At 33.8% G+C, this 24,115-nt stretch carries 25 protein-coding genes; 16 read left to right on the top strand and 9 right to left on the bottom strand.

What is annotated here, in order from left to right; all coding sequences use genetic code 11:
- Window positions 1–30 precede the first annotated feature (30 nt).
- Window positions 31–783: an enoyl-CoA hydratase/isomerase family protein gene (locus L3X39_RS08090; RefSeq protein WP_237231270.1), complete on the top strand. Its 753-nt coding sequence runs from the start codon at window positions 31–33 to the stop codon at window positions 781–783.
- Between the two features lie 73 nt (window positions 784–856).
- Here the strand turns inward: L3X39_RS08090 and L3X39_RS08085 are convergent, their stop codons facing one another.
- The 3 genes from L3X39_RS08085 to L3X39_RS08075 form a co-directional block, all read right to left on the bottom strand.
- Complete coding sequence (locus L3X39_RS08085; RefSeq protein ID WP_237231269.1) at window positions 857–2,617, bottom strand: aromatic amino acid hydroxylase; 1,761 nt, start codon at window positions 2,615–2,617, stop codon at window positions 857–859.
- Window positions 2,618–2,722: 105 nt separating this feature from the next.
- Window positions 2,723–3,280, bottom strand: coding sequence for a DUF4136 domain-containing protein (locus L3X39_RS08080; protein ID WP_237231268.1), 558 nt, complete (start codon window positions 3,278–3,280; stop codon window positions 2,723–2,725).
- Window positions 3,281–3,408: 128 nt separating this feature from the next.
- Window positions 3,409–3,573 carry a C1orf53 family protein gene (locus L3X39_RS08075; RefSeq protein WP_237231267.1) on the bottom strand — a complete coding sequence of 55 codons (165 nt, stop codon included), beginning with the start codon at window positions 3,571–3,573 and terminating at the stop codon, window positions 3,409–3,411.
- 133 nt (window positions 3,574–3,706) lie between these two features.
- Here L3X39_RS08075 and L3X39_RS08070 point away from each other — a divergent pair, with 133 nt between their 5' ends.
- Genes L3X39_RS08070 through hemL form a run of 4 tightly spaced genes read left to right on the top strand, consistent with a single transcriptional unit; the run spans window position 3,707 to window position 6,956 of the window.
- Window positions 3,707–3,961: a hypothetical protein gene (locus tag L3X39_RS08070; protein WP_369411626.1), complete on the top strand. Its 255-nt coding sequence runs from the start codon at window positions 3,707–3,709 to the stop codon at window positions 3,959–3,961.
- Entirely contained in the window at window positions 3,951–4,862 is a 912-nt protein-coding gene (locus L3X39_RS08065; protein ID WP_237231265.1) for a 1-aminocyclopropane-1-carboxylate deaminase/D-cysteine desulfhydrase, read from the top strand. The genes L3X39_RS08070 and L3X39_RS08065 overlap by 11 nt, the downstream gene beginning before the upstream one ends.
- 4 nt (window positions 4,863–4,866) lie before the next feature.
- The gene (locus L3X39_RS08060; RefSeq protein ID WP_237231264.1) at window positions 4,867–5,661 is read left to right on the top strand and encodes a glucosaminidase domain-containing protein; all 795 of its coding nucleotides are present in this window, start codon (window positions 4,867–4,869) and stop codon (window positions 5,659–5,661) included.
- Window positions 5,662–5,669: 8 nt separating this feature from the next.
- Window positions 5,670–6,956 (top strand): glutamate-1-semialdehyde 2,1-aminomutase, encoded by a 1,287-nt coding sequence (hemL, locus tag L3X39_RS08055; RefSeq protein WP_237231263.1) that lies wholly within the window; start codon window positions 5,670–5,672, stop codon window positions 6,954–6,956.
- A 76-nt stretch (window positions 6,957–7,032) separates the two neighbouring features.
- Here the strand turns inward: hemL and L3X39_RS08050 are convergent, their stop codons facing one another.
- Entirely contained in the window at window positions 7,033–7,509 is a 477-nt protein-coding gene (locus L3X39_RS08050; protein ID WP_237231262.1) for a DUF4890 domain-containing protein, read from the bottom strand.
- 186 nt (window positions 7,510–7,695) lie between these two features.
- Window positions 7,696–8,913: a hypothetical protein gene (locus tag L3X39_RS08045; protein ID WP_237231261.1), complete on the bottom strand. Its 1,218-nt coding sequence runs from the start codon at window positions 8,911–8,913 to the stop codon at window positions 7,696–7,698.
- Between the two features lie 81 nt (window positions 8,914–8,994).
- Between L3X39_RS08045 and L3X39_RS08040 the strand changes: the two genes are divergently transcribed.
- Window positions 8,995–9,873: an alpha/beta hydrolase gene (locus tag L3X39_RS08040; protein ID WP_237231260.1), complete on the top strand. Its 879-nt coding sequence runs from the start codon at window positions 8,995–8,997 to the stop codon at window positions 9,871–9,873.
- Entirely contained in the window at window positions 9,833–10,657 is an 825-nt protein-coding gene (locus L3X39_RS08035) for an alpha/beta hydrolase (protein ID WP_237231259.1), read from the top strand. The genes L3X39_RS08040 and L3X39_RS08035 overlap by 41 nt, the downstream gene beginning before the upstream one ends.
- Window positions 10,658–10,709: 52 nt before the next feature.
- Here L3X39_RS08035 and lysS read toward each other — a convergent pair whose 3' ends face one another.
- The gene (gene lysS, locus L3X39_RS08030; RefSeq protein ID WP_237231258.1) at window positions 10,710–12,404 is read right to left on the bottom strand and encodes a lysine--tRNA ligase; all 1,695 of its coding nucleotides are present in this window, start codon (window positions 12,402–12,404) and stop codon (window positions 10,710–10,712) included.
- Between the two features lie 253 nt (window positions 12,405–12,657).
- Here lysS and L3X39_RS08025 point away from each other — a divergent pair, with 253 nt between their 5' ends.
- The 4 genes from L3X39_RS08025 to L3X39_RS08010 all read left to right on the top strand — a co-directional run bounded on the left by L3X39_RS08025 (window position 12,658) and on the right by L3X39_RS08010 (window position 14,875).
- Window positions 12,658–12,816, top strand: a complete 159-nt coding sequence (locus tag L3X39_RS08025; RefSeq protein ID WP_209653349.1) for a YqaE/Pmp3 family membrane protein — start codon at window positions 12,658–12,660, stop codon at window positions 12,814–12,816.
- A 79-nt stretch (window positions 12,817–12,895) separates the two neighbouring features.
- Window positions 12,896–13,684: a hypothetical protein gene (locus L3X39_RS08020; RefSeq protein ID WP_237231257.1), complete on the top strand. Its 789-nt coding sequence runs from the start codon at window positions 12,896–12,898 to the stop codon at window positions 13,682–13,684.
- Complete coding sequence (gene lipB / locus L3X39_RS08015; RefSeq protein ID WP_237231256.1) at window positions 13,677–14,375, top strand: lipoyl(octanoyl) transferase LipB; 699 nt, start codon at window positions 13,677–13,679, stop codon at window positions 14,373–14,375. Before L3X39_RS08020 ends, lipB begins: the two co-directional genes overlap by 8 nt.
- A complete protein-coding gene (locus tag L3X39_RS08010; RefSeq protein ID WP_237231255.1) occupies window positions 14,372–14,875 on the top strand; it encodes a hypothetical protein in 504 nt (167 codons plus the stop codon). The genes lipB and L3X39_RS08010 overlap by 4 nt, the downstream gene beginning before the upstream one ends.
- Window positions 14,876–14,955: 80 nt before the next feature.
- Here L3X39_RS08010 and pruA read toward each other — a convergent pair whose 3' ends face one another.
- Window positions 14,956–16,581, bottom strand: coding sequence for an L-glutamate gamma-semialdehyde dehydrogenase (gene pruA / locus L3X39_RS08005; RefSeq protein ID WP_237231254.1), 1,626 nt, complete (start codon window positions 16,579–16,581; stop codon window positions 14,956–14,958).
- Window positions 16,582–16,732: 151 nt separating this feature from the next.
- Here pruA and L3X39_RS08000 point away from each other — a divergent pair, with 151 nt between their 5' ends.
- The 3 genes from L3X39_RS08000 to L3X39_RS07990 all read left to right on the top strand — a co-directional run bounded on the left by L3X39_RS08000 (window position 16,733) and on the right by L3X39_RS07990 (window position 19,299).
- Window positions 16,733–17,458, top strand: coding sequence for an NRDE family protein (locus L3X39_RS08000; RefSeq protein WP_237231253.1), 726 nt, complete (start codon window positions 16,733–16,735; stop codon window positions 17,456–17,458).
- The gene (locus tag L3X39_RS07995) at window positions 17,451–18,443 is read left to right on the top strand and encodes a DUF6695 family protein (RefSeq protein ID WP_237231252.1); all 993 of its coding nucleotides are present in this window, start codon (window positions 17,451–17,453) and stop codon (window positions 18,441–18,443) included. The genes L3X39_RS08000 and L3X39_RS07995 overlap by 8 nt, the downstream gene beginning before the upstream one ends.
- A gap of 136 nt (window positions 18,444–18,579) precedes the next feature.
- On the top strand, window positions 18,580–19,299 hold the full coding sequence (locus L3X39_RS07990; RefSeq protein ID WP_237231251.1) for a hypothetical protein: 720 nt from the start codon (window positions 18,580–18,582) through the stop codon (window positions 19,297–19,299).
- A 299-nt stretch (window positions 19,300–19,598) separates the two neighbouring features.
- On the opposite strand, the gene apaG is transcribed toward L3X39_RS07990, so the two are convergent.
- Both apaG and L3X39_RS07980 read right to left on the bottom strand, forming a co-directional pair.
- Window positions 19,599–19,985, bottom strand: coding sequence for a Co2+/Mg2+ efflux facilitator ApaG/CorD (gene apaG / locus L3X39_RS07985; RefSeq protein WP_237231250.1), 387 nt, complete (start codon window positions 19,983–19,985; stop codon window positions 19,599–19,601).
- Window positions 19,986–20,091: 106 nt separating this feature from the next.
- A complete protein-coding gene (locus L3X39_RS07980; RefSeq protein WP_237231249.1) occupies window positions 20,092–21,351 on the bottom strand; it encodes a type IX secretion system plug protein in 1,260 nt (419 codons plus the stop codon).
- A 178-nt stretch (window positions 21,352–21,529) separates the two neighbouring features.
- Between L3X39_RS07980 and L3X39_RS07975 the strand changes: the two genes are divergently transcribed.
- Together L3X39_RS07975 and L3X39_RS07970 are read left to right on the top strand one after the other, a co-directional pair.
- Window positions 21,530–22,888: a Na(+)-translocating NADH-quinone reductase subunit A gene (locus tag L3X39_RS07975; protein WP_237231248.1), complete on the top strand. Its 1,359-nt coding sequence runs from the start codon at window positions 21,530–21,532 to the stop codon at window positions 22,886–22,888.
- The gene (locus L3X39_RS07970) at window positions 22,888–24,114 is read left to right on the top strand and encodes an NADH:ubiquinone reductase (Na(+)-transporting) subunit B (RefSeq protein WP_237231247.1); all 1,227 of its coding nucleotides are present in this window, start codon (window positions 22,888–22,890) and stop codon (window positions 24,112–24,114) included. Before L3X39_RS07975 ends, L3X39_RS07970 begins: the two co-directional genes overlap by 1 nt.
- The last annotated feature ends 1 nt before the right edge of the window (window position 24,115 follow it).

The raw sequence follows: 24,115 nt of genomic DNA, 5'->3' as shown, positions 1-24,115 counted from the left end.
ATCATAAAGTAAAAGACTTTTTTAGAATCTATGGAACATCCGTACGTTACCTTAAAAATTGAAAATAAAGTTGGATATATTGAGTTTTTTCATCCCAATAGAAACTCAATGCCTAGTGATGTTTTATCGCAGTTAAGCCAAATTATTTATGAAGCAGGAAATAGCGATGCTGTTAAAGTAATAGTTCTTAAAAGTGGAGGTGAGCGAACCTTTTGCGCAGGCGCAAGTTTTAATGAGTTGATAGCTATTGAAAACGAAGATGAGGGTAAGATGTTTTTTTCAGGATTCGCCAATGTGATTAACGCCATGCGTAAATGCCCAAAACTTATTATTGGTCGTATCCAAGGAAAAGCCGTTGGCGGTGGTGTTGGTTTAGCTGCAGCTACTGATTATTGTTTGGCAACTAAATATGCTTCTATAAAACTAAGTGAGTTAAGTATTGGTATTGGACCATTTGTTATTGAGCCTGCAGTTTCAAGAAAAATAGGAAAAACGGCAATGGCACAAATGACTATTAATGCTGAAGAATTTTATTCTCCAGGTTATGCAAAGGAAAAAGGTTTATATGGTGATGTTTTTAATTCCGTTGAGGAGTTAGATGAAGCAGTTAAAACTTTGGCTGAAAAACTAAGCAGTTATAATCCTGAAGCTTTAAAAGCAATGAAATCTGTTTTTTGGGAAAACACGGAACATTGGGACACATTACTCGAACAGCGTGCCGAAATTAGCGGAAAATTAGTGTTAAGTAAGTTTACTAAAAAGACACTAAAAAGGTTCGGCTAAAAACCTTTGTTTAAACTTTTCTGAGCACAATTGAAATTTTTCATAATAATCGAAACTTTAGAATTGCTAAAGCTTATTTCGTGATTACTTCTTGCTTTATAATTCCTAACCCATCATCAATTAACTTACCAACTTCGGGACGGTTTTGTTTTATGGTTTCTAAATGTTGTAAAATACTATTACAGAGTGTTTTCTCATGGCCTTTAAAAGCCAATTCATAAAGTTCAATAGGTAATAACCAATCGTTGGGATGTTTTTCAATAAGTTGTTCCAAGACTTTGGTTCTTGAAATGGTTCGGTTTTTACCTTCCCTATAATCTCTTACTTGCTGGTAAAAACTTTCTAATTCTAAACGTTCTTTTGATTTTTTCACATGAATGGTCTCTGATGATGGTTTGTGGGTTATTAAATCAAAACTATTCAAATCAGCAGGTCCTGAAAAAGCGGAAACAATTTCTTTTCCAACAGCCATATCATAAATACCCCATTCGGGTTTAAACAAGGTGGTATTACCATGCGTAACGGTGCAATCTTTAAAACTAATAAGGATTATTTTTCCTTGAAGATTTCGTTTTCCAGTAATAATTTCACCAGAAACTTTTATACCACCTTCAAACTCAAGCGTTATTGTTTTTTCTTCATAAATATTATAAGCACTTAAGTCTCTAGGACTCATATCTTCAATCGCAATATTGATGCCTTTTAGTTTTCCAATGGGTGATCCAAACCCTTTTGGATGTGTTTTAACACCATGACCAACAAGCTCTTTTTCTCTATATGACAAGGCTGATTCGCCAGTTGCTTGAATATAAATGGGTTTTCCATTGGCTTCAATAACCTGAGTAAAAACTCCAGAAATTTGAATACCTGTACTCAACTCTACAGTCCCTAAAGCATTAGAATTTATAAGTTTGTTAACACCTGATAATCCACCATTTCGCAATGCCATAGTGTTTGCAAATTCCTCTAAAACCAAACTTAAACGAGCAAAATCTTGCGTAACAAATAGTTGTGGTTGAGGTTTTGTAATATCAAAGTCTTTGTATGTTGCGTTAATATCATAAGGTAATTTCTTAACAGCATCTGTCATACACCAAGCACTCTCCCCAATAGAGGATAACAATCCGGCACCATAAATTTTAGGATTTTCAAGAGTGCCAATTAAACCATACTCAACGGTCCACCAGTGTAAATTTCTTATAAGAGCCATTTCACTAGGTTCTCCCATGTTTTGCTGCAGTTCTTCCACTTTTTTCTCAGCAGAAGCAATGTCTTCTTCAGACGAATTAGGAGCCTCTTTTATAATAGATAAGTGCCTTACTGCTTCGTACAATTCATAATCTTTTGCAGATGAAATGGCTTTGCAACCAATTTCACCAAAGCGTCTTAAATACTCTGCATATTCAGGGTTGGCAATAATAGGAGCATGTCCTGCACCTTCGTGAATAATATCTGGTGCTGGTGTGTACTCAATGTGTTCTAACTGACGGATATCACTGGCAATAACTAAAATATTATAGGCTTGAAACTCCATAAAGGCATTGGGTGGAATAAAACCATCAACTGCTACTGCTGCCCAACCAATTTCTTTTAAAATACGATTCATCCCATACATATTAGGGATACTATCAATAGAAATTCCAGTAAGTTTCAAACCTTCTAAATACGACTTATGCGCTACGGTAGTTAAAAAATCGACATTTTTACGCATTACATAGCGCCATACCGCTTGATCTATGGCAGAATAATCTTCATAGTTTTGCGGCTTTATAAATTGCTTTAAGTGTTTAGGTAAACGGTTTAATATGTCGTTAGATTCAATATTGTCGAGCATTACTATCCTTTAAAGTATTCTAAGGTAAAAATACGAATTCTGTATAAAACGTTTTATAAACTGTTGTTAAATAAAAAAGCAACTCACCGAGTTGCTTTTAGAAATTTATTGTTGGGCTCCCGGGGGATATTTTTCCATGATTTTAAAGACAAATTCTTTAATGCGAGCTTCTTTCTTTTCCATATTTCTACTTAGGTAACCAGTACCCATACCTTGCCAAACCAACTCTTTTTTCTTGGCATCTATAAGGTCTATATACAAATAACCTTGTGTACTCGTTGAAACGTTAGGTTGATTCCAACCCCAGCCCCAACCGGGTCCGAAGCCACCCCAACCGCCCCAACCCCAGGCACCATAACCCCAAGAGTTGTTGTAAACGTCAACACGTTGTTGAGATTTTGTAAAAAGACTAACTAATAAATCAGGGTTTTCAGATTTTGTAAAGCCTTTTGCTAAAAGTTCTGATTCGATAGCACGTAAAATTCGGCGTTTATCTAAATCGCTAATTTCAGCTTTATCAATACCTGTTTTAAAAAACGCAAAGGTTTTGTATTCACTAAATTTCGCATTTTTGTCATAGTCTGTTGCGACTTTAACAGAACTACAAGACGATACAATAATTAGCAAAGCTAGAAGAGGAAATACTTTTAATAATTTTTTCATAGCTGTATTTTTTAAAGTTAATTATTAAAATGACTGTTTGGAAATTTAAAACATCCAATCAATCTTAATTCTTTATTAAAGCATCAATAATCATACCAACAAATGGCAATTTTTTGATTATAACGATTCTATTTTTTCTGGGTATTAGTTTTTAAATTATACCCATAAGGGCAATGTCTGCATCCACTTTCACAACAATACCCTCTTTTTAGGTGATACCGTTCTGTGAAACATCGGTAACCTTCGGGAGTAAGGTAAAAGTCTCCTTCTTCAATGGGGATAATTTTTTTCATCTTTCACAAAGATAATGTAATTTGGATTGATTTTTGAATTGCTATAATCATGATTTTTATATCGAAATACTTAGTTCCTAATGGTTACTATGGCTTTACTTTTTTTCCGTTTGTATTTTTAAAATCAAAGCAATTGAAAAAAAACAAGGTTTTACTAAACCATGAAAAAATACATCTAAAACAACAGTTGGAGATGATTATTCTACCTTTTTACATGGTTTATATAACAGAATTTGTAATAAGGTTATTTCAATATAAAGATTGGAATAAAGCCTATAGAAACATTTCGTTTGAACGCGAAGCATACATAAACGAAGCCAACCTAGATTATTTAACCACGCGGAAATTTTGGAGTTTTTTAAAGTATCTTTGCAACCATGATATTTAGGCCTCAAAATAGCATTAACCAATACATCAGTTTACCTAAAGAAAAGCGCGTTGAGTTATTTGTAAAACGTGAGGATGAAATTCATCCATTTGTTTCTGGGAACAAATACAGGAAGCTTAAATACAACCTGATTGAAGCTAAAAAATTAGGGATTGAAACCTTGCTTACCTTTGGTGGTGCCTATTCAAATCATATCGCTGCGGTAGCATCTGCAGGTCAAAACTTAGGCTTTAAAACGATTGGTATTATAAGAGGAGAGGAGTTGTTTGATAAAATGGAACACAACCCCACCTTAAACTTTGCAAAGCAATGCGGGATGCAGTTTAAGTTTATTTCAAGAGAAATTTATCAAGATAAAAATTCCAATGATTTTTTAAGTATGTTGAAAACCGAATTTGGGGCATTTTATTTAATTCCAGAAGGCGGAACGAACGAGTTGGCAATTAAAGGGTGCGGGGAGATATTGAACGACCAAGATAAAACCTTCGATTATATTTGTTGCTCTGTTGGTACGGGTGGTACTATTTCGGGCCTTATCAATTGTTCAAAACCTAGTCAACAAGTTTTGGGTTTTCCTGCATTAAAAGGCGATTTTTTAAATGAAGATATTAGTAAATTTGTATCCAAAACCAATTGGAAATTAATAACTGATTATCATTTTGGAGGATACGCTAAAATAAATGAAGACTTAATCAGTTTTATAAACGAATTTAAAAATGATTATAGCATTCCATTAGATCCTATTTATACCAGCAAAATGATGTTTGGAATAATGAATTTAATTGATAAAAATTATTTTCCAAAAGACTCTAAAATTCTTGCTATTCACACAGGAGGATTGCAAGGAATAGAAGGGATGAATGTAAGTTTAAAAAAGAAAAATTTACCATTAATAAAGTAATTTAATGAAGAGAATACTATTAATAATATGTTTTGGATGTTTGTTTTTTAGCTGTCGCTCCAAAAAAGCTATTGTTGAAAGAAAACCGAGTAAAAATGTGGAACAAGTTGAAATTAAGACCGAGGAAACTACCAAATCTAATCCTGAAAATCCAAAAACTTACGCAAGTAAAACTGAGCAGTATATTGATGAGTTTAAAGAAATAGCTAAACAGGAGATGAAATTATATGGTATTCCTGCGAGCATTACGTTAGCGCAAGGTATTTTAGAATCCGGTTCAGGAAATGGTCGTCTTTCTGTGGAGGCTAATAATCATTTTGGAATTAAATGCCATGAATGGACTGGAGCAAAAATTTACCATGATGATGATGCTAAACAAGAATGTTTTAGAAAATATATTGATGCTAAATATTCGTTTAGAGATCACTCCTTATTTTTAACTGAAAGAAAGCGTTATTCCAATTTATTCGATTTAAAAAAAGAAGATTATAAAGGTTGGGCAAAAGGATTGAGAGCTGCAGGTTATGCTACCGATAGAAAGTATCCAGATAAGCTAATTAGTTTAATTGAGCGTTACAATCTGCATGAATTTGATAAGGAAGTGCTAGGGGATACTTATACTACTTATGAACAACCAACGGAAGATGTTGTAACCTACACGGTTTCTAAAGGTGATACTTTATATTCCATTTCTAGGCGTTATAATATAACAGTAAAAGAACTTCAAAACTTAAATGGGTTAAGCAATACCACCCTTAGTATTGGGCAAATATTAGTGGTAAAACCATCAGAAAATTAATTGAATTAATGATTTATAAAAGAAGTAGTGCATTGTTTGCACAAGCAGAAAAAGTTATTCCAGGAGGTGTAAACTCACCTGTTAGGGCGTTCAAAGGTGTAGGCGGAATGCCTGTTTTTGTTAAAGAAGCTAAAGGAGCATACTTATATGATGAAGATGGAAATCGATTAATTGATTATATAAACTCTTGGGGGCCCATGATTTTGGGTCATGCTTACAAACCCGTTGTTAATGCTGTCATTGAAAAAGCTAAAAAAGGAACTTCGTTTGGAATGCCAACAGAGATTGAAACTCAAATTGCAGAGTTAGCAGTATCAATGGTGCCAAATATTGATAAAATTAGGTTTGTAAATTCAGGTACCGAAGCTTGTATGAGTGCTGTAAGATTAGCTCGTGGTTTTACTGGAAAAGATAAAATTATAAAATTTGCAGGTTGTTATCATGGGCATTCTGATTCGTTTTTAATACAGGCGGGTAGTGGAGCAAGTACTTTTGGAACACCCAATAGTCCTGGTGTTACCCAGGGTACAGCAAAGGATACCTTATTGGCTAATTATAATGATATTGAAAATGTAAAGCAATTAATTGAAGCGAATAAAGGCGCCATAGCTAGTATTATTATTGAGCCTGTTGCAGGTAATATGGGATGTGTTCCTCCTAAAAATGACTTTTTAAAAGAGTTACGAGATTTATGTGATGCTCATGATATTTTATTGGTGTTTGATGAGGTTATGACGGGTTTCCGTCTAGCAAAAGGCGGTGCTCAAGAATTATACAATATAAAAGCAGATATTGTTTGTTTTGGAAAAGTAATTGGTGGAGGTTTGCCTGTTGGTGCTTTTGCAGCGAGAAATGAAATTATGAATTATTTAGCGCCCATAGGGCCTGTTTATCAAGCGGGAACTTTAAGTGGAAACCCCTTAGCAATGGCTGCAGGTTTAGCCATGTTAAATGAATTGAATAATGATGTTGAAATTTTCAATAGACTAGCGGATAAAACCAAATATTTGCACGAAGGTATAGCCAGAGTTTTAAACGAAAACAACATTGTGCATACAATAAATAGAGTGGGTTCTATGATTTCGGTGCATTTTGATGAAAGTGAAGTTGTAGATTTTGAAACTGCGACAAAGGGTAATAATGATACTTTTAAAAAATTCTTTCATGGAATGTTAAACCAAGGTGTTTACATTGCGCCAAGTGCTTTTGAAACTTGGTTTATAACAGATGCTTTAACCTATGCGGATTTAGATTTTACTATTCAAGCAGTAAATGTAGTTGCTAAAACACTATAAAACTAAAAAAACGCATCACTATATGTCGTGATGCGTTTTAAACTAACTAACTATAATCAATCAACTAACTAACAATCTAATTTTGTTTTTTTTCGTGCATGCGTTTTTTCATGCCTTCTTTTTTCTCTTTACCTTTTTTTGCCATACGCATTTGAGACTTTTCCCATTTAGCATATTGCTCCTCATTTAGTATCTCTTTCATTTTAGCTTTCATAGCAATTTGATGGTCTAGTTTTGCATTTTCCATTTTATAACGCTCTTCAGTCGTTGGCTTTTTAAACTCGCCACTTTCCTTTTTAGCTTTGCGCTCTTCCATCATCGCTTTTCTTTTGGTTGCATTGTCTAAATTTATTTTCTGAATTTTTGCTTGCTGAGATTCGTTTAAATCTAAATGCAATGTCATTTTTTTTGTTTGAAGTGTTGCTATTTCCTCAGCAGTAAGGTTTGCCATTTTTTGACTTCTTTCATGCTGATTTGGTGCTTTCTTTTTTTCATCTTGAGCAATACCTTTAATTGATATTAAGGCGATTGCAATCACTATAAGTTTTTTCATTTTATTAGGGATTTGTTGTTTTAATTTCTCTTTTGACTTGATAACTTTTAAATGGTTTAATGCAGGTAAGTATTTTAACTACATATTAACATTAATAGAAGAGAGTTGTTGCGTTAGGGATTGAAGTAAGCTACCGCGTAGCATGGAAAGCCCGACCTTAAATTGTTTTAAGGAACGCCCAAAAAATTATGGTGAGAAAGGAACTTTTAAACCTATACCAGTTTGAAAGTCGGGAGCATTGTTAACTAAGAAGTCTTCTTTAAGGTAAATTGACAACTGCCAGTTTGGTGTGCCGTAAGTGTAAATTAGGCTCCAATTGGATTGGGCTTTGTAGAGCGTAGAAACCCCGTGTTGCCAACCGCCATTTATTTCACGCCATTTACCAAGCAATTTATAATAATCAGCTTCTTCTTTTTTATTGTAACGTGATTGTATTTGGTAGTTAAGCCCAATGGCATTGAAGTTTCCTTTTTTTGTGTATTTGACTATTTCGAGATTAGATTCTAGTGTTGCTAAAAACTTGTTGTTGCCTAAATCTATTACCTCTTTAAAATTTATTAGGTTTTTGCGAAGTATATTGGCCCCAACCGCGAAACTGAACTCATAATTGTTTTTAAAAGTTATTTTTTTGATAGCATTTGTAGAAACTCCAACATCAATAGATGAATTAAATTTTGAAGTATTAATTCCTAAATGGCTACCAAAATTGAAATAAATATTTTTGGTTTGATTGATAGGAAGTGATGGATAATAAAAGTGATTAATTTCTAAACCGCCAATAAAAAAGTCATTTTGGTTTAGTTTAAGGGTATTCCCGTTTCGGTCTAAATATTCAAAATTAACCTGATTAAGTCCGTAGTATCTTCTCCCATAAGGGTCTTCGCCACCCGCTACATGACTATGAAACCATTCTAAGCTTTCGTCGCTTGTAAAGAACGAAAATGGGTATTTTCCTTTTGTAATTAAATAATTACGAAGTGTAATACCTAACTCATGTTTTTTGCTTATCGGGATGTTTACACCTATTCTAAACTCTTTTATCACTGCATCAATTACAATATTCATATAATCGGCCGGGGTAGTTTCTTGATTTATAAAAGTAAAAGGACGGTCATGCCAAATAATTTGACTTAATTGTTGCCTTACTTCTGGGTCTTTAGGGAAATAGGCTTCAACAAAGGGGTGAAAATTATTGCCACTAGCAGTTGATATGGTTAGAACAGTTTTTTTGTGAGGAAGAAATTTAAAATTTGAGTTAATTCTAGAACTGAAAATACCAAAATGATGAGTTGAGAGAAGACTTGGATTATCAACACCATTTTTAAAAGACAAGCTGTCTTTTTGCTGTGCTAGTATAATTGGCCCGCAAATAAAGGCAAGAATGCAGAATAACTTTTTTAGCATTGAGCAAAAATAGGCAAAGTTTAAATTCAATATAATAATTTTTTATTTGTTGTATATTAGTATTCAAACAAGGTTTTTACAATGCCATATTGGTTACATACACTTATTATAGTTTTAGTCGTATACATAGTTATCAGCATAGCTTTATACTATTTACAAGATTATATGCTGTTTAAACCAGAAAAACTTCCCAAAGATTTTCAATTTAATTACGAAAACCAGGAATTTAAGGAATACAATTTAGAAACTAGAGACGGTGCAGTAATTAATGGCATTCGCTTTTTTCCTAAGGGAGAAAGCAAAGGCGTTGTTTTATATTTAAAAGGAAACTCGAAAAGTATAAAAGGTTGGGGGAAGTTTGCGGTGGATTTTAGTAGGCATGGTTATAACGTGCTTATGGTAGATTACCGAGGCTTTGGGAAAAGTACTGGCAGACGCTCACAAAAAGCGATAAAAAGAGATTTGCAAGAAGTTTATAATAAGATAAAAGAACTCACTACTGAAGATAGAATTATACTTTATGGGCGTTCTTTAGGCTCCGGGTTTGCAGCAAAATTGGCATCTATGAATAATCCTAGAATGCTGATTCTAGATGCTCCCTATTATAGCCTTACAAAAGTTACGGCGCGTTACGCACCTTTTATGCCATTGTCGTTGTTAATTAAATACCCTTTACCAACTTATAAGTGGCTGAGGTATGTGCAATGTCCTATTCATATAATTCATGGAACTAATGATACACTCATACCTTATAAAACCAGTGTGAAATTATCTAAGATTAATCCTAAACGCACCAAATTACATACCGTTATTGGCGGAGGACATAAAAACCTAAATAATTTTGAATCGTATCATAAAATGATTCACGACATACTTAATTCAACGCCACAAGATATCGATTTATCAACCACAAGTATTCATGTCAAACACACCTCTAAACCTACTAAAACCAACGCTTAAAAAATTAGTTTTAATTTTATTAAGTATTTGTCTTATGATTACTGCATCGCTATACTTTTTACAGGAAAAAATATTGTTTTTACCTACGGTTTTAGAACAAGATTACGCCTTTAACTTTAAGCAGAATTTTGAAGAAATTAATTTAAAGGCAGAAGATGGAGCCAAACTAAATGCGCTTCATTTTAAAAGTGAAAACCCCAAAGGTGTTATTCTATACTTTCATGGAAACGCCGGTAATTTATCTCGTTGGGGAACCATTGCTGAATATTTTGTTGAAAAACAATATGATGTACTGATTATGGATTATCGAACCTACGGAAAAAGTACAGGCGCATTGAGTGAAGCTGTGTTTTATTCAGATGCAGATCTTTTTTACAGCTATTTGTTACAAAACTATAATGAAAAGGATATTACGCTTTATGGACGTTCTTTAGGCACTTGTATGGCTACTTATTTAGCATCAAAAAACAAGCCCAAACAACTCGTTTTAGAAACGCCTTATTATAGTATGGTGAATGTTGGAAAATCTAGATTCCCTATTGTTCCTGTAAAATTATTATTGAAATATAAATTTCCAACTTATCAATTTATTGGTAAAGTAAGTTGCCCAATAACCATGCTTCATGGTACAAACGACCAGATTGTACCTTATGATTCTGCAAAAAAACTATTTGAAGTATCACCAAAATCTTCAACAAATTTTATAATTATTGAAGGCGGTGGTCATAATAATTTGATTAGTTATGAAACTTATCATGATGAAATTGATAACATTTTAAACTAAAAAAAGGAACTGCCTTATGCAATTCCTTTTATAAATTAATACTATAATCTTTTTATACCACTTCAACAAATAAACCATCATCCGTTTTTTCAACTTTGGCCAAATTATTTTTTGTTAATTCCTTGATGGTTTTGTCCCACTTTTTATTAGATAAACCAGATTGCGCTTTTAAATCATTCAACGTTAATTTTTCTGCTTTTTTAAGAATTTCTAAAACTGCTTTGGCATCATCACTAATGGCTAAAGGTTTCTTTTCTGGACGCATTTGCGGAAAGAACAATACCTCTTGTATAGATTGGTTGTTGGTTAAAAACATAATCAACCGGTCCATGCCTATACCCATTCCAGATGTTGGCGGCATACCATATTCTAAAGCACGTAAAAAATCGTAGTCAATAGTTCCAGTAGCTTCATCATCGCCTTTAGCAGCCAGTTTTAATTGATGTTCAAAACGAGCACGTTGGTCTATTGGGTCGTTTAACTCAGAATATGCATTAGCTATTTCTTTACCACAAACCATCAACTCAAAACGCTCTGTTAATTCAGGATTCGTTCGATGCTCTTTACACAAAGGGCTCATCTCTTTTGGATAGTCCGTAATAAATGTAGGTTGTATGTAGTTCCCTTCGCATTTTTCACCAAAAATCTCATCAATAAGCTTGCCTTTGCCCATAGTATCATCAACTTCAATACCCATACCTTTGGCAGCAGCTCTAATCTCCTCTTCGGTTTTTCCTGTGATATCAAATCCAGTAAATTGTTTTATTGAATCTGCCATAGTTACTCTGGCATAAGGCGCTTTAAAATCTATCTCGTGTTTACCAAATGTTGCTTTAGTACTTCCATTAACGGCTATAGCACAGTGCTCAAGTAAACGCTCGCAAAAATCCATCATCCAGTTGTAATCTTTGTAAGCCACATAAATTTCCATAGCTGTAAACTCAGGGTTATGGGTTCTATCCATACCTTCGTTACGGAAGTTTTTTGAAAACTCATAAACCCCATCAAAACCACCAACAATTAGTCGCTTTAAATACAATTCGTTTGCAATTCTCATGTATAACGGAATATCCAAAGCATTGTGGTGCGTTACAAAAGGACGCGCTGCGGCACCACCAGGAATAGGCTGTAAAACAGGTGTTTCAACCTCAAAATAACCAGCATCATTAAAAAACTGGCGCATGGCGTTAAATAATTTGGTACGCTTTACAAACACTTCTTTAACGTGTGGGTTGACAACTAAATCAGCATATCGTTGGCGATAGCGCGCTTCGGGGTCGTCAAACTTATCATGTATATTACCTTCAGCATCTAGTTTTGGTAAAGGCAGCGGTCTTAAAGCTTTACTTAATAGGGTAAAATCTTTTACCATTACGGTTTTTTCACCAACTTTCGTTGTAAACAAATGCCCTTCTATACCAATAAAATCACCTATATCCAGTAATTTTTTATAAACATCGTTGTATTTACTTTTATCTTCTCCACTGCAAATTTCATCTCTATTAAAATACACTTGTATGCGTCCATCGGCATCTTGTAATTCTGCAAAACTAGCATTCCCTTGTATGCGTCGCGACATTAAACGACCAGCTATAATCACCTTTTTATCCTCTTTAAAGTCATTCTTTATAGATTTTGATGTGTCTTTAACTGGGTATAAATCTGCGGGATACGGATTAATTCCTAACTCCCGTAATTTTGCTAACTTCTCTCTTCTAACAAGTTCTTGTTCTGATAATTGCGACATAGTCTAAATACTGTGTAAATTTTAAAGGCACAAAGATAAACATTTGATTTACGATTTACGATTTTAGATTTATGATTTTTTTGGGCGTAACCTTTGTCCTGAAACAAGTTCAGGAATCAGGTCGCGCTTTACGCACTACATGGTAGTTTGCTTCAATCGCTAACGCAAAAAGCCTGCGCTTAGCGCAGTAGGTGTGTAACAAACAACCTGCTTTTACGTCAAATATGTAAATCATCAATTAAAAAATCAAAACATGAGTTTCTGGAGAGTTCTATTATCCATCATTTGCCCGCCTTTAGCTGTTATCGATAAAGGTTGCGGCTCCATTTTTATTGTTTTCTTATTATGGCTATGTGGCTGGGTTCCTGGTGTTATCGCAGCCTTAGTAATACTGAATAACCCTAAGAACTAATTTCACTAAAACATTAAAAGTTATCAGGATTTTTTTATCATAAAACGTATCTTTACCCTGTAATATTAAATTAAAAAAAATGAACAAAATTCTGTTACGGATTTTGGTACTATTTGTATTAAGCTTAACAAGTTGTACCGTAAAAGAAAGTATTGTATTTAATGAAGACGGTTCCGGTAATTTTTTGTTGACTTATGATATGGCAAGTGCAATGGAACAAATGAAAGTAGCAATGGGTGGTGAAGATTCAACTGACTCTACAGAAGAAAAAAAGAGTAAGGTAATTGATACTATGATGGTTTTTAGTGAAATCATGGAAACTTTTAAGGATAGTGTTGCTGCACTTCCAGAAGATAAACGTCTTGCATTAGAGGCAGTAAAGGATATGTATATGAAAATGAAAATGGATGAAGGCACAGGTGTTTTTGATTTTGGTATTGGGCTTAATTTTAAATCAATTAGTGATTTAAAAGGAATTCAGGAGAAAATTGAAAAAGCAAAAAGTTTGAATGCACAAAATGATCAAGTAAGTGCTATGAAAACGGGCTCTCCACTTGGTAAGTTTATGCTTGATGAAAAAAACGATGTAGAGTATGTTTTTACTGATTCTAGTTTTTCAAGAAAAACCTCAGTAAGTGACGCTGAAGAAGAAATCACATTTGAAGAATCAGACAACGAGTTTATCGAATATTTTAATAGTGCTTATTATATTGTAGAATATACATTCCCAAAGAAGATAAAATCGTTTTCCGTTGAAGGAGCAGAGCTTTCGGGCGATAAGAAAACAATAACGTATAAAGTAAGGTGGTTAGATTTTATTAAAAAACCAAAAATTTTGGATTTCGACGTAAAATTTGTCAATGAATAAAAACATTGAAATACAAGATTTAGGTTATAAAGACTATAAACAAACTTGGGATTACCAAGAACAATTGTTTAAAGGCATTGTAGATACTAAAATTAAAAATAGACGTGAAGAGGCTGGATTAAAAACCCATAATTATTTTTTGTTTGTCGAGCATCCTCATGTATATACTTTGGGTAAAAGTGGCGATGTATCGAACCTACTTTTAAACGAGCAACAACTTACCGAAAAAGGTGCAACCTTTTATAAGATAAATCGTGGAGGTGATATTACCTATCATGGTCCTGGACAAATTGTGGGCTATCCTATTTTAGATTTAGAAAATTTTTTTACTGACATTCATAAGTATTTACGCTTATTGGAAGAAATGATTATTCTCACTTTAGCAGAATATGGTTTAAAAGCGGCAAGAAGCCCGGGCGAAACAGGTGTCTGGTTGGATGTTGGTACACCGTTTGCACGAAAAATTTGTGCAATGGGTGTTCGTGCAAGTCGTTGGGTAACCATGCATGGTTTTGCCCTTAATGTGAATGCTAATTTGGGGTATTTTGATAATATTATACCCTGTGGTATTCGTGGTAAAGCCGTAACATCATTAAATGTCGAGTTGGCTAAAAAAGAGGTTAATGAGAACGAAGTGAAAGAAAAACTATTAAAGCATTTTTCTAACCTATTTGATGCTAAATTTGCATGAAACACAGGAAGTTAAAGAAGGTTTTTAAAATAGTGCTTTCAGTTTCTAGTATTGTAATAACAGGTTTGATGATTTTAGGACTTTACACTTCGCTTTCTATTAGGAATTCAACCTTAAGTTATGCGTTTTACGTAAGTCTTACGTATTGCTTTGCTGGAGTTTTAAGCATTATTTATCATTTTAAGACTTTGAAATTTTATAACAAGGAGCAAGAAAAACAACATTCAATAGATTTACCGATTTGGGTATCAAATGTTATTTTTTCACTGTTATTAATTTATTTCTCAATTAGTACGGGTTATTCTTTTTACAAAATTAATGAAGAAGCTATATCTAATGCAACTTTAGTTATTTACGCTTTTTGTCTCATTTTTTTATTAATTGGATTGTGTTTAATTATTGAACAGAGGTATTTATATCTGGACATTAAAAAGAATAAAAACCAATCTCGGAAAGATAGTATTGATGATATTAAAGGACATCGAGATGATGAAGTTTAGCTTACTTCTAGTAAATACCAAAAACAAAAAAGCTATTTCTTATTTGAAATAGCTTTTTAAAATATATAATTTAAAAACTCTTAACCTAAAAACGGATAACGATAATCAGTTGGAGTTACGAAAGTCTCTTTTATCATTCTTGGAGATACCCATCGCAATAAGTTTTGTGCACTACCAGCTTTGTCGTTAGTCCCTGATGCTCTGGCACCTCCAAATGGTTGTTGACCCACAACAGCACCAGTTGGCTTATCATTAATATAGAAGTTTCCAGCCGCATTTTGTAAAGCCTCAGTAGCTTGTATAATAGCATATCTGTCTGCTGAAAGAATAGCACCCGTTAAAGCATATTCGCTCGTTTCATCAACCAGTTTTAAAGTTTCTGTATAAGCGTCATCTTCATAAACGTAAATAGTAATTACAGGTCCAAATAACTCCGTACACATAGTCGTGTATTTTGGGTCTTTTGCCACAATAACAGTAGGCTCAATAAAATAGCCTTTACTTTTATCATATCCGCCACCAACAATAATATCTGCGTCTTTATCGGCTTTCGCTTGGTCTATATATTTAGCCAACTTATCAAACGAACCTTCATGAATTACCGCCGTTATAAAATTGCTCATATCCTCAGGTGATCCCATTTTAAAGGACTTTACGTCTTCAACAACATATTTTTTTACATCTGCCCACAAACTTTTAGGAATGTAAGCCCTAGATGCGGCACTACATTTTTGTCCTTGAAATTCAAAAGCACCACGAACAATAGCAGTTGATACTTGTTTTGCATTTGCTGATTTATGAGCAACGATAAAATCTTTTCCCCCAGTTTCACCTACAATTCTTGGATAGGTTTTATACTTATGAATATTATTTCCAATTTGTTTCCAAAGTTCTTTAAAAATATGAGTAGAACCTGTAAAGTGTAAACCTGAAAAATCAGGACTTGCTAATACGGTTTCTGTAATCATCACAGGGTCACCAAAAACAACATTAATTACGCCATCAGGAACTCCAGCTTCCTTAAATACATCCATAATTACTTTAGCAGAATACACCTGACTGTCACTTGGTTTCCATACTACAACATTCCCCATTAATGCCATACAAGCTGGTAAATTTCCAGCTATAGCGGTAAAGTTAAACGGGGTTACGGCATAAGTGAAACCTTCAAGCGGACGGTATTCAATACGGTTCCAAGCATCGCTTGTGCTTTCTGGTTGTTCCATATAAATATCAGTCATAAACTGAACATTAAAACGCAAGAAATCTATCAATTCACACGCAGCGTCAATCTCTGCTTGATGAATGGTTTTAGACTGCGCTATCATGGTAGCAGCATTTATCTTAGCTCTGTACGGACCAGCAATTAATTCAGCAGCTTTTAAAAAGATGCCAGCACGTTGTTCCCAAGGCATTTGAGACCAGTTTTTTCTAGCTTCCAAAGCTGTGTCAATAGCTTCTTCAACATGTTTTTTTTCTGCTAAGTGATACGTTCCAACAACATGTTTATGATCATGTGGTGGCGACATGGTTCTGGTATTTCCAGTTGTAACGTCTTTTCCATTAATATATAAAGGCACATCAATAGTGCTATTAAACATTGCTTTGTATGCTTCTAACACAGCGGTTCTTTCTGGTGTTCCAGGAGCATAAGATTTTACTGGTTCGTTTACGGCAATTGGTACATTAAAAAAGCCTTTTCCCATGATTTTTTGTTTTTTATTATTGAATTTTCAGTAAATAGGTCGCAAATTTAAGAATTTTTAAATGATTTATCAGGATGAACATTACTTAAAAGCACGTTAAATTTTATTTAATTTTTGTAAGTTGCATCCTAGTTTTAAGACTAGAAAATCTATGTGTACAGTAACTTTTGTTCCAAAAGGGAATAACGATTTTATTTTGACCTCAAATAGAGATGAAGCACCTAATAGAATTTCTTTACCTCCTGAATTTTATGATGTTGATGGTGCTAGATTACTTTTTCCGAAAGATGAGTTGTCGGGTGGAACTTGGATTGGTATAAGTGAAAAAAATAGACTTGTTTGTGTGCTAAATGGTGGTTTTGAACGTCATGAACGAAAACCGATTTATAGGAAAAGTAGGGGTGTTGTTGCTAAAGATTTTTTAGTGGCTGATGATATCTCGATTTTGGTTGATACTTATGATTTTGAAGATATTGAACCCTTTACCATGGTGATAACGGATTGGAATGCCAATCTTAAATTATTTGAACTCGTTTGGGACGGGCAATGTAAACATGTTAACCAATTGCCTTTAGAACCAAAGTTATGGTCGTCTACCACATTGTTTTCAAAAGCAATGAAAGAAGAACGCCAAATCTGGTTCAAAGATTTTAAAAAGGAGCATCAACTAAGCGCCAATACGATCTTACGCTTTCATAAAACTGCAGGGAAAGGAAATGATGATTATGGAGTGATTATGAATCGGGGTTTTGTAAAAACCACAAGCATTACCCAAGTGGAAAAAACAAAAGATGCCATTGAAATGTGCTACGAAAATCTTCGAAATAACCTTGTTTCAACTGAAACATTCAACCTTCCTCAAACAATAAATGAGTAGTACAGGTATTATTTTAACGCTGGCTTATCCAGATACTATTGTTATGGTTTCTAAAGAATGGTTTTCACCATTTTTAAGATTTATTGGTGTTGGTAAAAAGAATTATTTGCGCGCAGGACATGCTGCGTTGGTTTTAATAAATAAAGAAACTGGTATTCTAGAATATCATGATTTTGGACGCTACATTACACCGGAACCAACTGGGAGAGTTCGTGGTGCTGATACAGACAACGAATTACGATTTCCATTAAAAGCCAATATTGAAAACGATAAAATCATCAACCTTGAAGAGATTTTAATGTTTTTGGGAACACATCCCAAATTAACACATGGTGATGGTAAATTGATAGCATCAGTATGTAACGCGGTGGTTTATAAAAAAGCCAGAACTCACATTACCCAAATGCAAGAAAAACACTTTATACGTTACGCAGCCTTTATAAAAGATGCTTGTAATTGCGCACGTTTTGTAACCGATAGTTTGATTGCTTCCGTAACTGATTTAAAGATTAAAAAGAAGTTGATTAAATCAAAATGGTTTACACCCAGTACTGTTGGTAATGTGTTGTTGTCTGATACTGAAAACCATGTGTATGAAGTGTCAGAAACTGGTGTTATTTCAAAGTTTGAAGGCTCACAAAAAAGTGAAAATGTACGTTGTTTTTTAGATAAACTGAAAGATCACGAGGTTAATTTAGTTGGTACACAACACCCTAAGCCTGTTGAAGGGTTGCATGACAAAGCACAATGGCTGTCTGGAATTGCTGCTGGTGCGTGGTTTGAATTGCACAAAATCGGACATGATGTAGAGTATCATTTTAGGCGAGTATCACCTTATGGAAATATTGATATTCATGATGTGTTTACTGTTGAAGATGACTCGTTTAACTACGATTTAGAATTTGAATTTATACATTACTCCAACTGCAAATTTTTCCATGTAAAGCAAAACGAAAAGGTGTTTAAGTTTAAAAGAATAGAGTGAGTTTTAGTAAACAAATTGAAGCTTTTGTGTTTGATTTATAAATAATTTCGGCTAACTTCGTTTATATATCGATATAGCTGATTGAAACCGATTCATATCTTTAACTATTGGCGGTAATCTGATAAAAACGAACTATATGAAAATATTGATATTATCTGGAATTGTAGCATTTATTGCATTTTCTGTTTGGTCTGCAAAAAGAAATGGAGCAACAACGCAATACAAATCTGAACCGAAAAAAGTTCTGACCGAACAAGACAAAGCAATTGACTTTGGGTATAAAATTGTTTGGATTGCTGTAAAAACAGATAATAAATCAAAACTATCAAAAATACTTGAGCTTAAGAATTTAAGACCTTCTAATTGGAAAAGCGGAATTGAAAATGCGTATAACAATAGTGTGTTTATAACACCACAAGTTGGTGATTGGACTTTAGCAGTTGGAATGGGATTGCCTCTTGGAGATAGTCAAGAAAGTATTGCAAAACTTGAGAAACTCCTCAATAAATTAAGTTCTGAATTCGGAGAAGCTCATTTTTACGGAACACACAGGGTTGTTGAATATCATAACTGGATGAAATCAGTGAACGGAAAAATGGAAAGAATTTATTCATACGTTGGCGAAAGTATGGAAAACATAAAAGTATACGGAACACCGACTATACCTGAAAAAGAACTAAACCTGTTCAATTCACTTTCAGAAGAGGCTAAAATGGATGAATATTGGGAAAGGGAAGATTTGGACTATGCGGATGAAGAACTTGTTATGAAAATTGCGGAAAATTGGAGTATAAACCCAACAAAACTAACTGAGCGAACTGACATAAAAAGCGAATTAGGAATGGTAGGAAAATAAAAATTACCGCTATCAAAGTGTATAAAAAATCGCTAGATTTAGTTTAACCTATTTTGTTGCTCATTTGCTAGTTTCTGATTTTCATTCGGAAAATCTTTGTGCACAAACTCGCAACTTTCCATTTAAGAATTGATAAGCGAACTTTCAAAAAACACTTAAATTTTACGTTAGGGATTGAAGCAAGTTACCGTGTAAAACAGAAAGCCCGACCTGTTTTTCCTGAACTTGTTTCAGGAAACAGGGAACGCCCACTTCCCGATACAATTTTTATAAAAAAATAAAATCGCTTGAAGTGACAACTAGTTTATTGCAAAAGGTGCGCTTAACTTAAACGTAGGGATGGTTACTTTAAACTTTTTGGTAGTAGTAAAGTTTACCATACTATAATGACCTTGCATAGCGCCAAAAGGTGAGGTTAGTAAACAACCCGATGTATAAGTGTGAGACTCGCCTGGTTTTAACACAGGCTTTTTGCCAATAACACCTTCGCCCGAAACAGTTTCAACATTATTTAAGGCATCTAAAATTTCCCAATGACGCGCATTAAGTTGTACGGAGTCTTTGCTTTGATTTTCGATAGTTACCGTATAACCAAAGGCGTATTGTATTTTATAATTTTTATAAAACGAACCTTCGTAAGTAGTTTCAACCGAAATTTTTATGCCTCTTGTAACTTGTTGTACCATGTTAACTATTATAAACCATGTGTTTACGGGTGCTAAAATAAGAAATATAAAACAGTTGAGGTTAAATTTTAACGTCTTAGTAAGAAAAATTAGTTAAACGGTGCTATTAATTCGAGATATTAACCGAAGAACCTTCGCCAACACCAATTATTTTGTCATAACGTGCACCTAAATCTCTATAATACACAAGCACTTTGTAATTGTTTTCGGTTTGCCAAAAATTGCCGCTTATGGCGCCTTCGTTTATGGTGTTATCGTTGTTAACAAGCACATATTTGTAATTATAAAACCCTTGTTTTAATAGCATGCTGTTTCGATACACTTGGTTTTGCTCATCATAATCCATTTTGGTGCTTTCGTCAATCGTGTAATTATTAAAGTTGCCATAAACGTGAATATTTTTGCCTTTTATAGCTTCGGTAGCTTCGGTAACTTCTAGCGAAAAATGCATCCATACATAATCGGCTTCTATACTCGGGTCGTCTGCATCAATATTTAAAATAACATAGTTGCCATTAATATCGGGGTTGTATGTGTACGGTCGATTGGCTCTTGTAATATTGGTATATAAATAATTATGATATAGGTCTTGTAAATCGATATATTGAATTCCCGTATTGGCGGCTCGAATGTCCTTATTTTCGAAGTAGAAATACTCGTTTCCGCCATAAAAACTGGTTTCGTTATCGTATTTATAAATAAGCTGATTGCCAACTGTGTATTGTGGTTTTATGTTGGTAAGGGCTGTTTTTAAATTATTGTTCTGTACAATTACAGCTTTTACCGTTTGGTTGGGATTGTTAAGCTGTAAACTGTTTGAGGCAATAACTATTTCAACGCGTTGTTTTTCTTCAATAAACTGAATATCTCGAGCTCGTTTGATATTAACACCAACGCTAACATTATCTTCATAAATCATGAATTTTCTTGAAAAAACGAGTTGGTCATCATTATTATAAACGGATAGTAAATAATTGCCCGAAACACGCAATCCTTTTGTGAATTGATTAGGGATGGTTAATTTATAATTCGAGTAAATTTGATAGGTGTTATAAGAGTTCTCATAATTTCTGATGCGTTGGTTATCAAAACCATCCAAAAACTCCGATTTTATTAAAATTGAAGGCGTCCAATCGTAATTAAAATAATCAATTTTATAATAATAGTCTTCCTCTTTGCCATTTAGAGCATCAAATTCTAAAACCAAATATTCGCCTAATTTTAAAATAGGTAATTGGGTTTCTGGGGTATTACCTTTAAAGTTAATTGTTTTTATATAATCAGGTGGATTAACTTCTTCAACTTGCGAAAAACAAATAAAAGGTGTTAAAACAAAAAGGAAAATTTGTTTAAGCTTTATTGGCATTTTTACTACTTTTAAGATGTAAAGATAAACAAAATCTGTGCCTAAACTTTTTTAGTTATTTAGAATAAATATAAATAAAATAAGAAGCAAAAATTTGAACGTGCATTAAAGGAATAATATAGGTATTAATTTGTATTTTTGCCACGATTTTTAGACAACTAATTTCAATAAAAATAATATGTCAAACGACATTCGTATTAAAAAAGGTCTGGACATTAAACTTAAAGGTGAAGCTGAAAAAACTGTTGAAGAAGCAGTTATTAGTAACTACTGCACCGTAAGACCAGAAGATTTCCATAGTATCATACCAAAACTTGTTGCAAAAGAAGGCACTACTGTTAAAGCAGGAAGTACATTGTTTTACAATAAATCTCATGAAGCAGTTAAATTTGCTTCACCTGTTTCAGGCAAAGTGATTGAGGTATTACGTGGACCAAAAAGACGCATAGATGCCATTAAAATTGAAGCTGATAAAACACAATCTTATGAAGATTTTGGAGCTTTTAATTTAGATAAAGCTGATGCGGAAAGTTTAAAAGCACATTTATTAGCATCAGGTTGTTGGCCGTTTATAAAACAGCGCCCATATGATGTTATAGCAAACCCTGATAAATCTCCAAAAGCGATTTTTATATCAGCTTATGCAACGGCGCCATTGGCTGCAGATTTAGATTTTACATTGCAAGGAAAAGAGGCAGAATTACAAGCGGCTGTAACAGTACTTGGTATGCTTACTTCAGGTAAAGTACATGTATCTGTAGGTAAAAATTCTAATTCGCCACTTGCTGGTTTATCTGGAATTACACTTCATAAGGTTTCTGGACCACATCCATCAGGGAATGTAGGTACTCAAATTAATAAAATTGATCCTGTAAATAAGGGTGAAGTAGTTTGGACTGTTAATCCTCAAGACTTAGTTATTATTGGAGAGTTGCTTTTAACGGGGAAGTTTAATGCACAACGTATTGTGGCTTTAGTTGGCTCTTCGGTTGATAAACCACGGTATTTTAAAACTAAAATTGGGAGTGAAGTTTCAACCATAATTTATGATAAGGGCATTAAGAAAGATAGTTTACATGACCGTGTTATTTCTGGGAATGTTTTATCTGGAAAAGAAATTGAACCAGATGGTGCATTAGATTATTACAGTAATGTAATTTCCGTGATTCCAGAAGGTGATGATTATGAGTTATTTGGATGGAATAAACCTGTTTTTAATAAGATTTCTACAAGTAGAGCTTTAACCTTTTCGTGGTTAACCCCAAACAAAAAATATGAATTAAATACTAACACAAACGGTGAGCATAGAGCCTTTGTGTTAACAGGTAATTACGAGGAAGTATTTCCTTTAGATATCTTTCCAATGCAAATATTAAAAGCTTGTATGTATCAAGATCTTGATGAAATGGAAGCTTTAGGGATGTACGAAGTGGCACCCGAAGATTTTGCACTAACAGAATTTGTTTGTGTGTCTAAACAACCGCATCAAAAAATTATAAGACAAGGTTTAGATTTAATGCTTAAAGAGATAGGATAATGAATTTAAAGACTAGATTAAATATCTTAAAAAGGAAGTATAGAGGTTCCAAAATGGCTCCAGCATTTAATGCGATTCATACTTTTCTGTATTTACCAAATGAAACAACTCGTGGCGGTACTCATATAAAAGCGGCGGACGATTTAAAGCGTACCATGAACACCGTTATTATGGCCATGGTACCATGTTTGATTTTTGGAATGTTCAATGCGGGGTATCAACATTACTTAGCAGTAGGTAATATTCAGGCAGTTTCAGGCGGATTTTTGAGCGCTGAATTTTGGACCTTAGATAACTTTATGGTTGGTTTTTGGAAAATATTACCATTAGTTATTGTGTCTTATGGTGTTGGTTTAGCTATTGAGTTTTTATTTGCCGTAATTAAAAAACATGAAGTAGAAGAAGGTTACTTGGTAACTGGTATGCTAGTGCCACTTATTGTTCCTGTTGATATTCCATTATGGATGTTGGCTGTAGCAGTTGCTTTTGGTGTTGTAATTGGTAAGGAAGTATTTGGTGGTACAGGAATGAATATTTTAAATCCAGCATTAACCATTAGAGCCTTTTTATTCTTTGCATATCCAACATGGATGAGTGGTGATAAAGTTTGGGTTCATGGAGCCGTTGATAGAGATCAGGCCATTGCAGCAGGTCAAAATTTAGATGCGATTTCAGGAGAAACTATTTTAGGAAGTTTAGCACAAGGTAAAGAAATGGCTTATTCTACTGCCGAAATGTTCTTAGGGTTTATACCAGGTTCGGTTGGTGAAACATCTACCTTATTAATTTTATTAGGAGGGTTGTTTTTAATCTTCACTAAAATTGGAAGTTGGAGAATCATGTTGTCCTCAGTTTTAGGAGCTATTGTTATGGGATTAATTTTTAATCAAGTAACGGCCTCAGGTTGGATAACAGATACTAGCAAATTTTATGGATTAATGAGTGCGCCTTATTGGGAACATTTAATCATTGGTGGTTTTGCGTTTGGTACTGTGTTTATGGCAACAGACCCTGTAACAGCATCGCAAACCAATAAAGGAAAATGGATTTATGGGTTTTTAGTTGGTTTTATATCAATATTAATTCGTGTGTTTAATCCAGCCTACCCAGAAGGTGTTATGTTGGCAATTCTATTAATGAATGTGTTTGCACCAACTATCGATCATTACGTTGTTCAAGCCAACGTGAAGAAAAGAATGAAACGTTTAAAAGCTAAAGTTGCATAAC

Source organism: Flaviramulus multivorans, from assembly GCF_021728415.1.
Taxonomy (GTDB): domain Bacteria; phylum Bacteroidota; class Bacteroidia; order Flavobacteriales; family Flavobacteriaceae; genus Sabulilitoribacter; species Sabulilitoribacter multivorans.
Note: the sequence above shows the minus strand (reverse complement) of the source record. Positions and strands in the feature narration are given on the sequence as shown.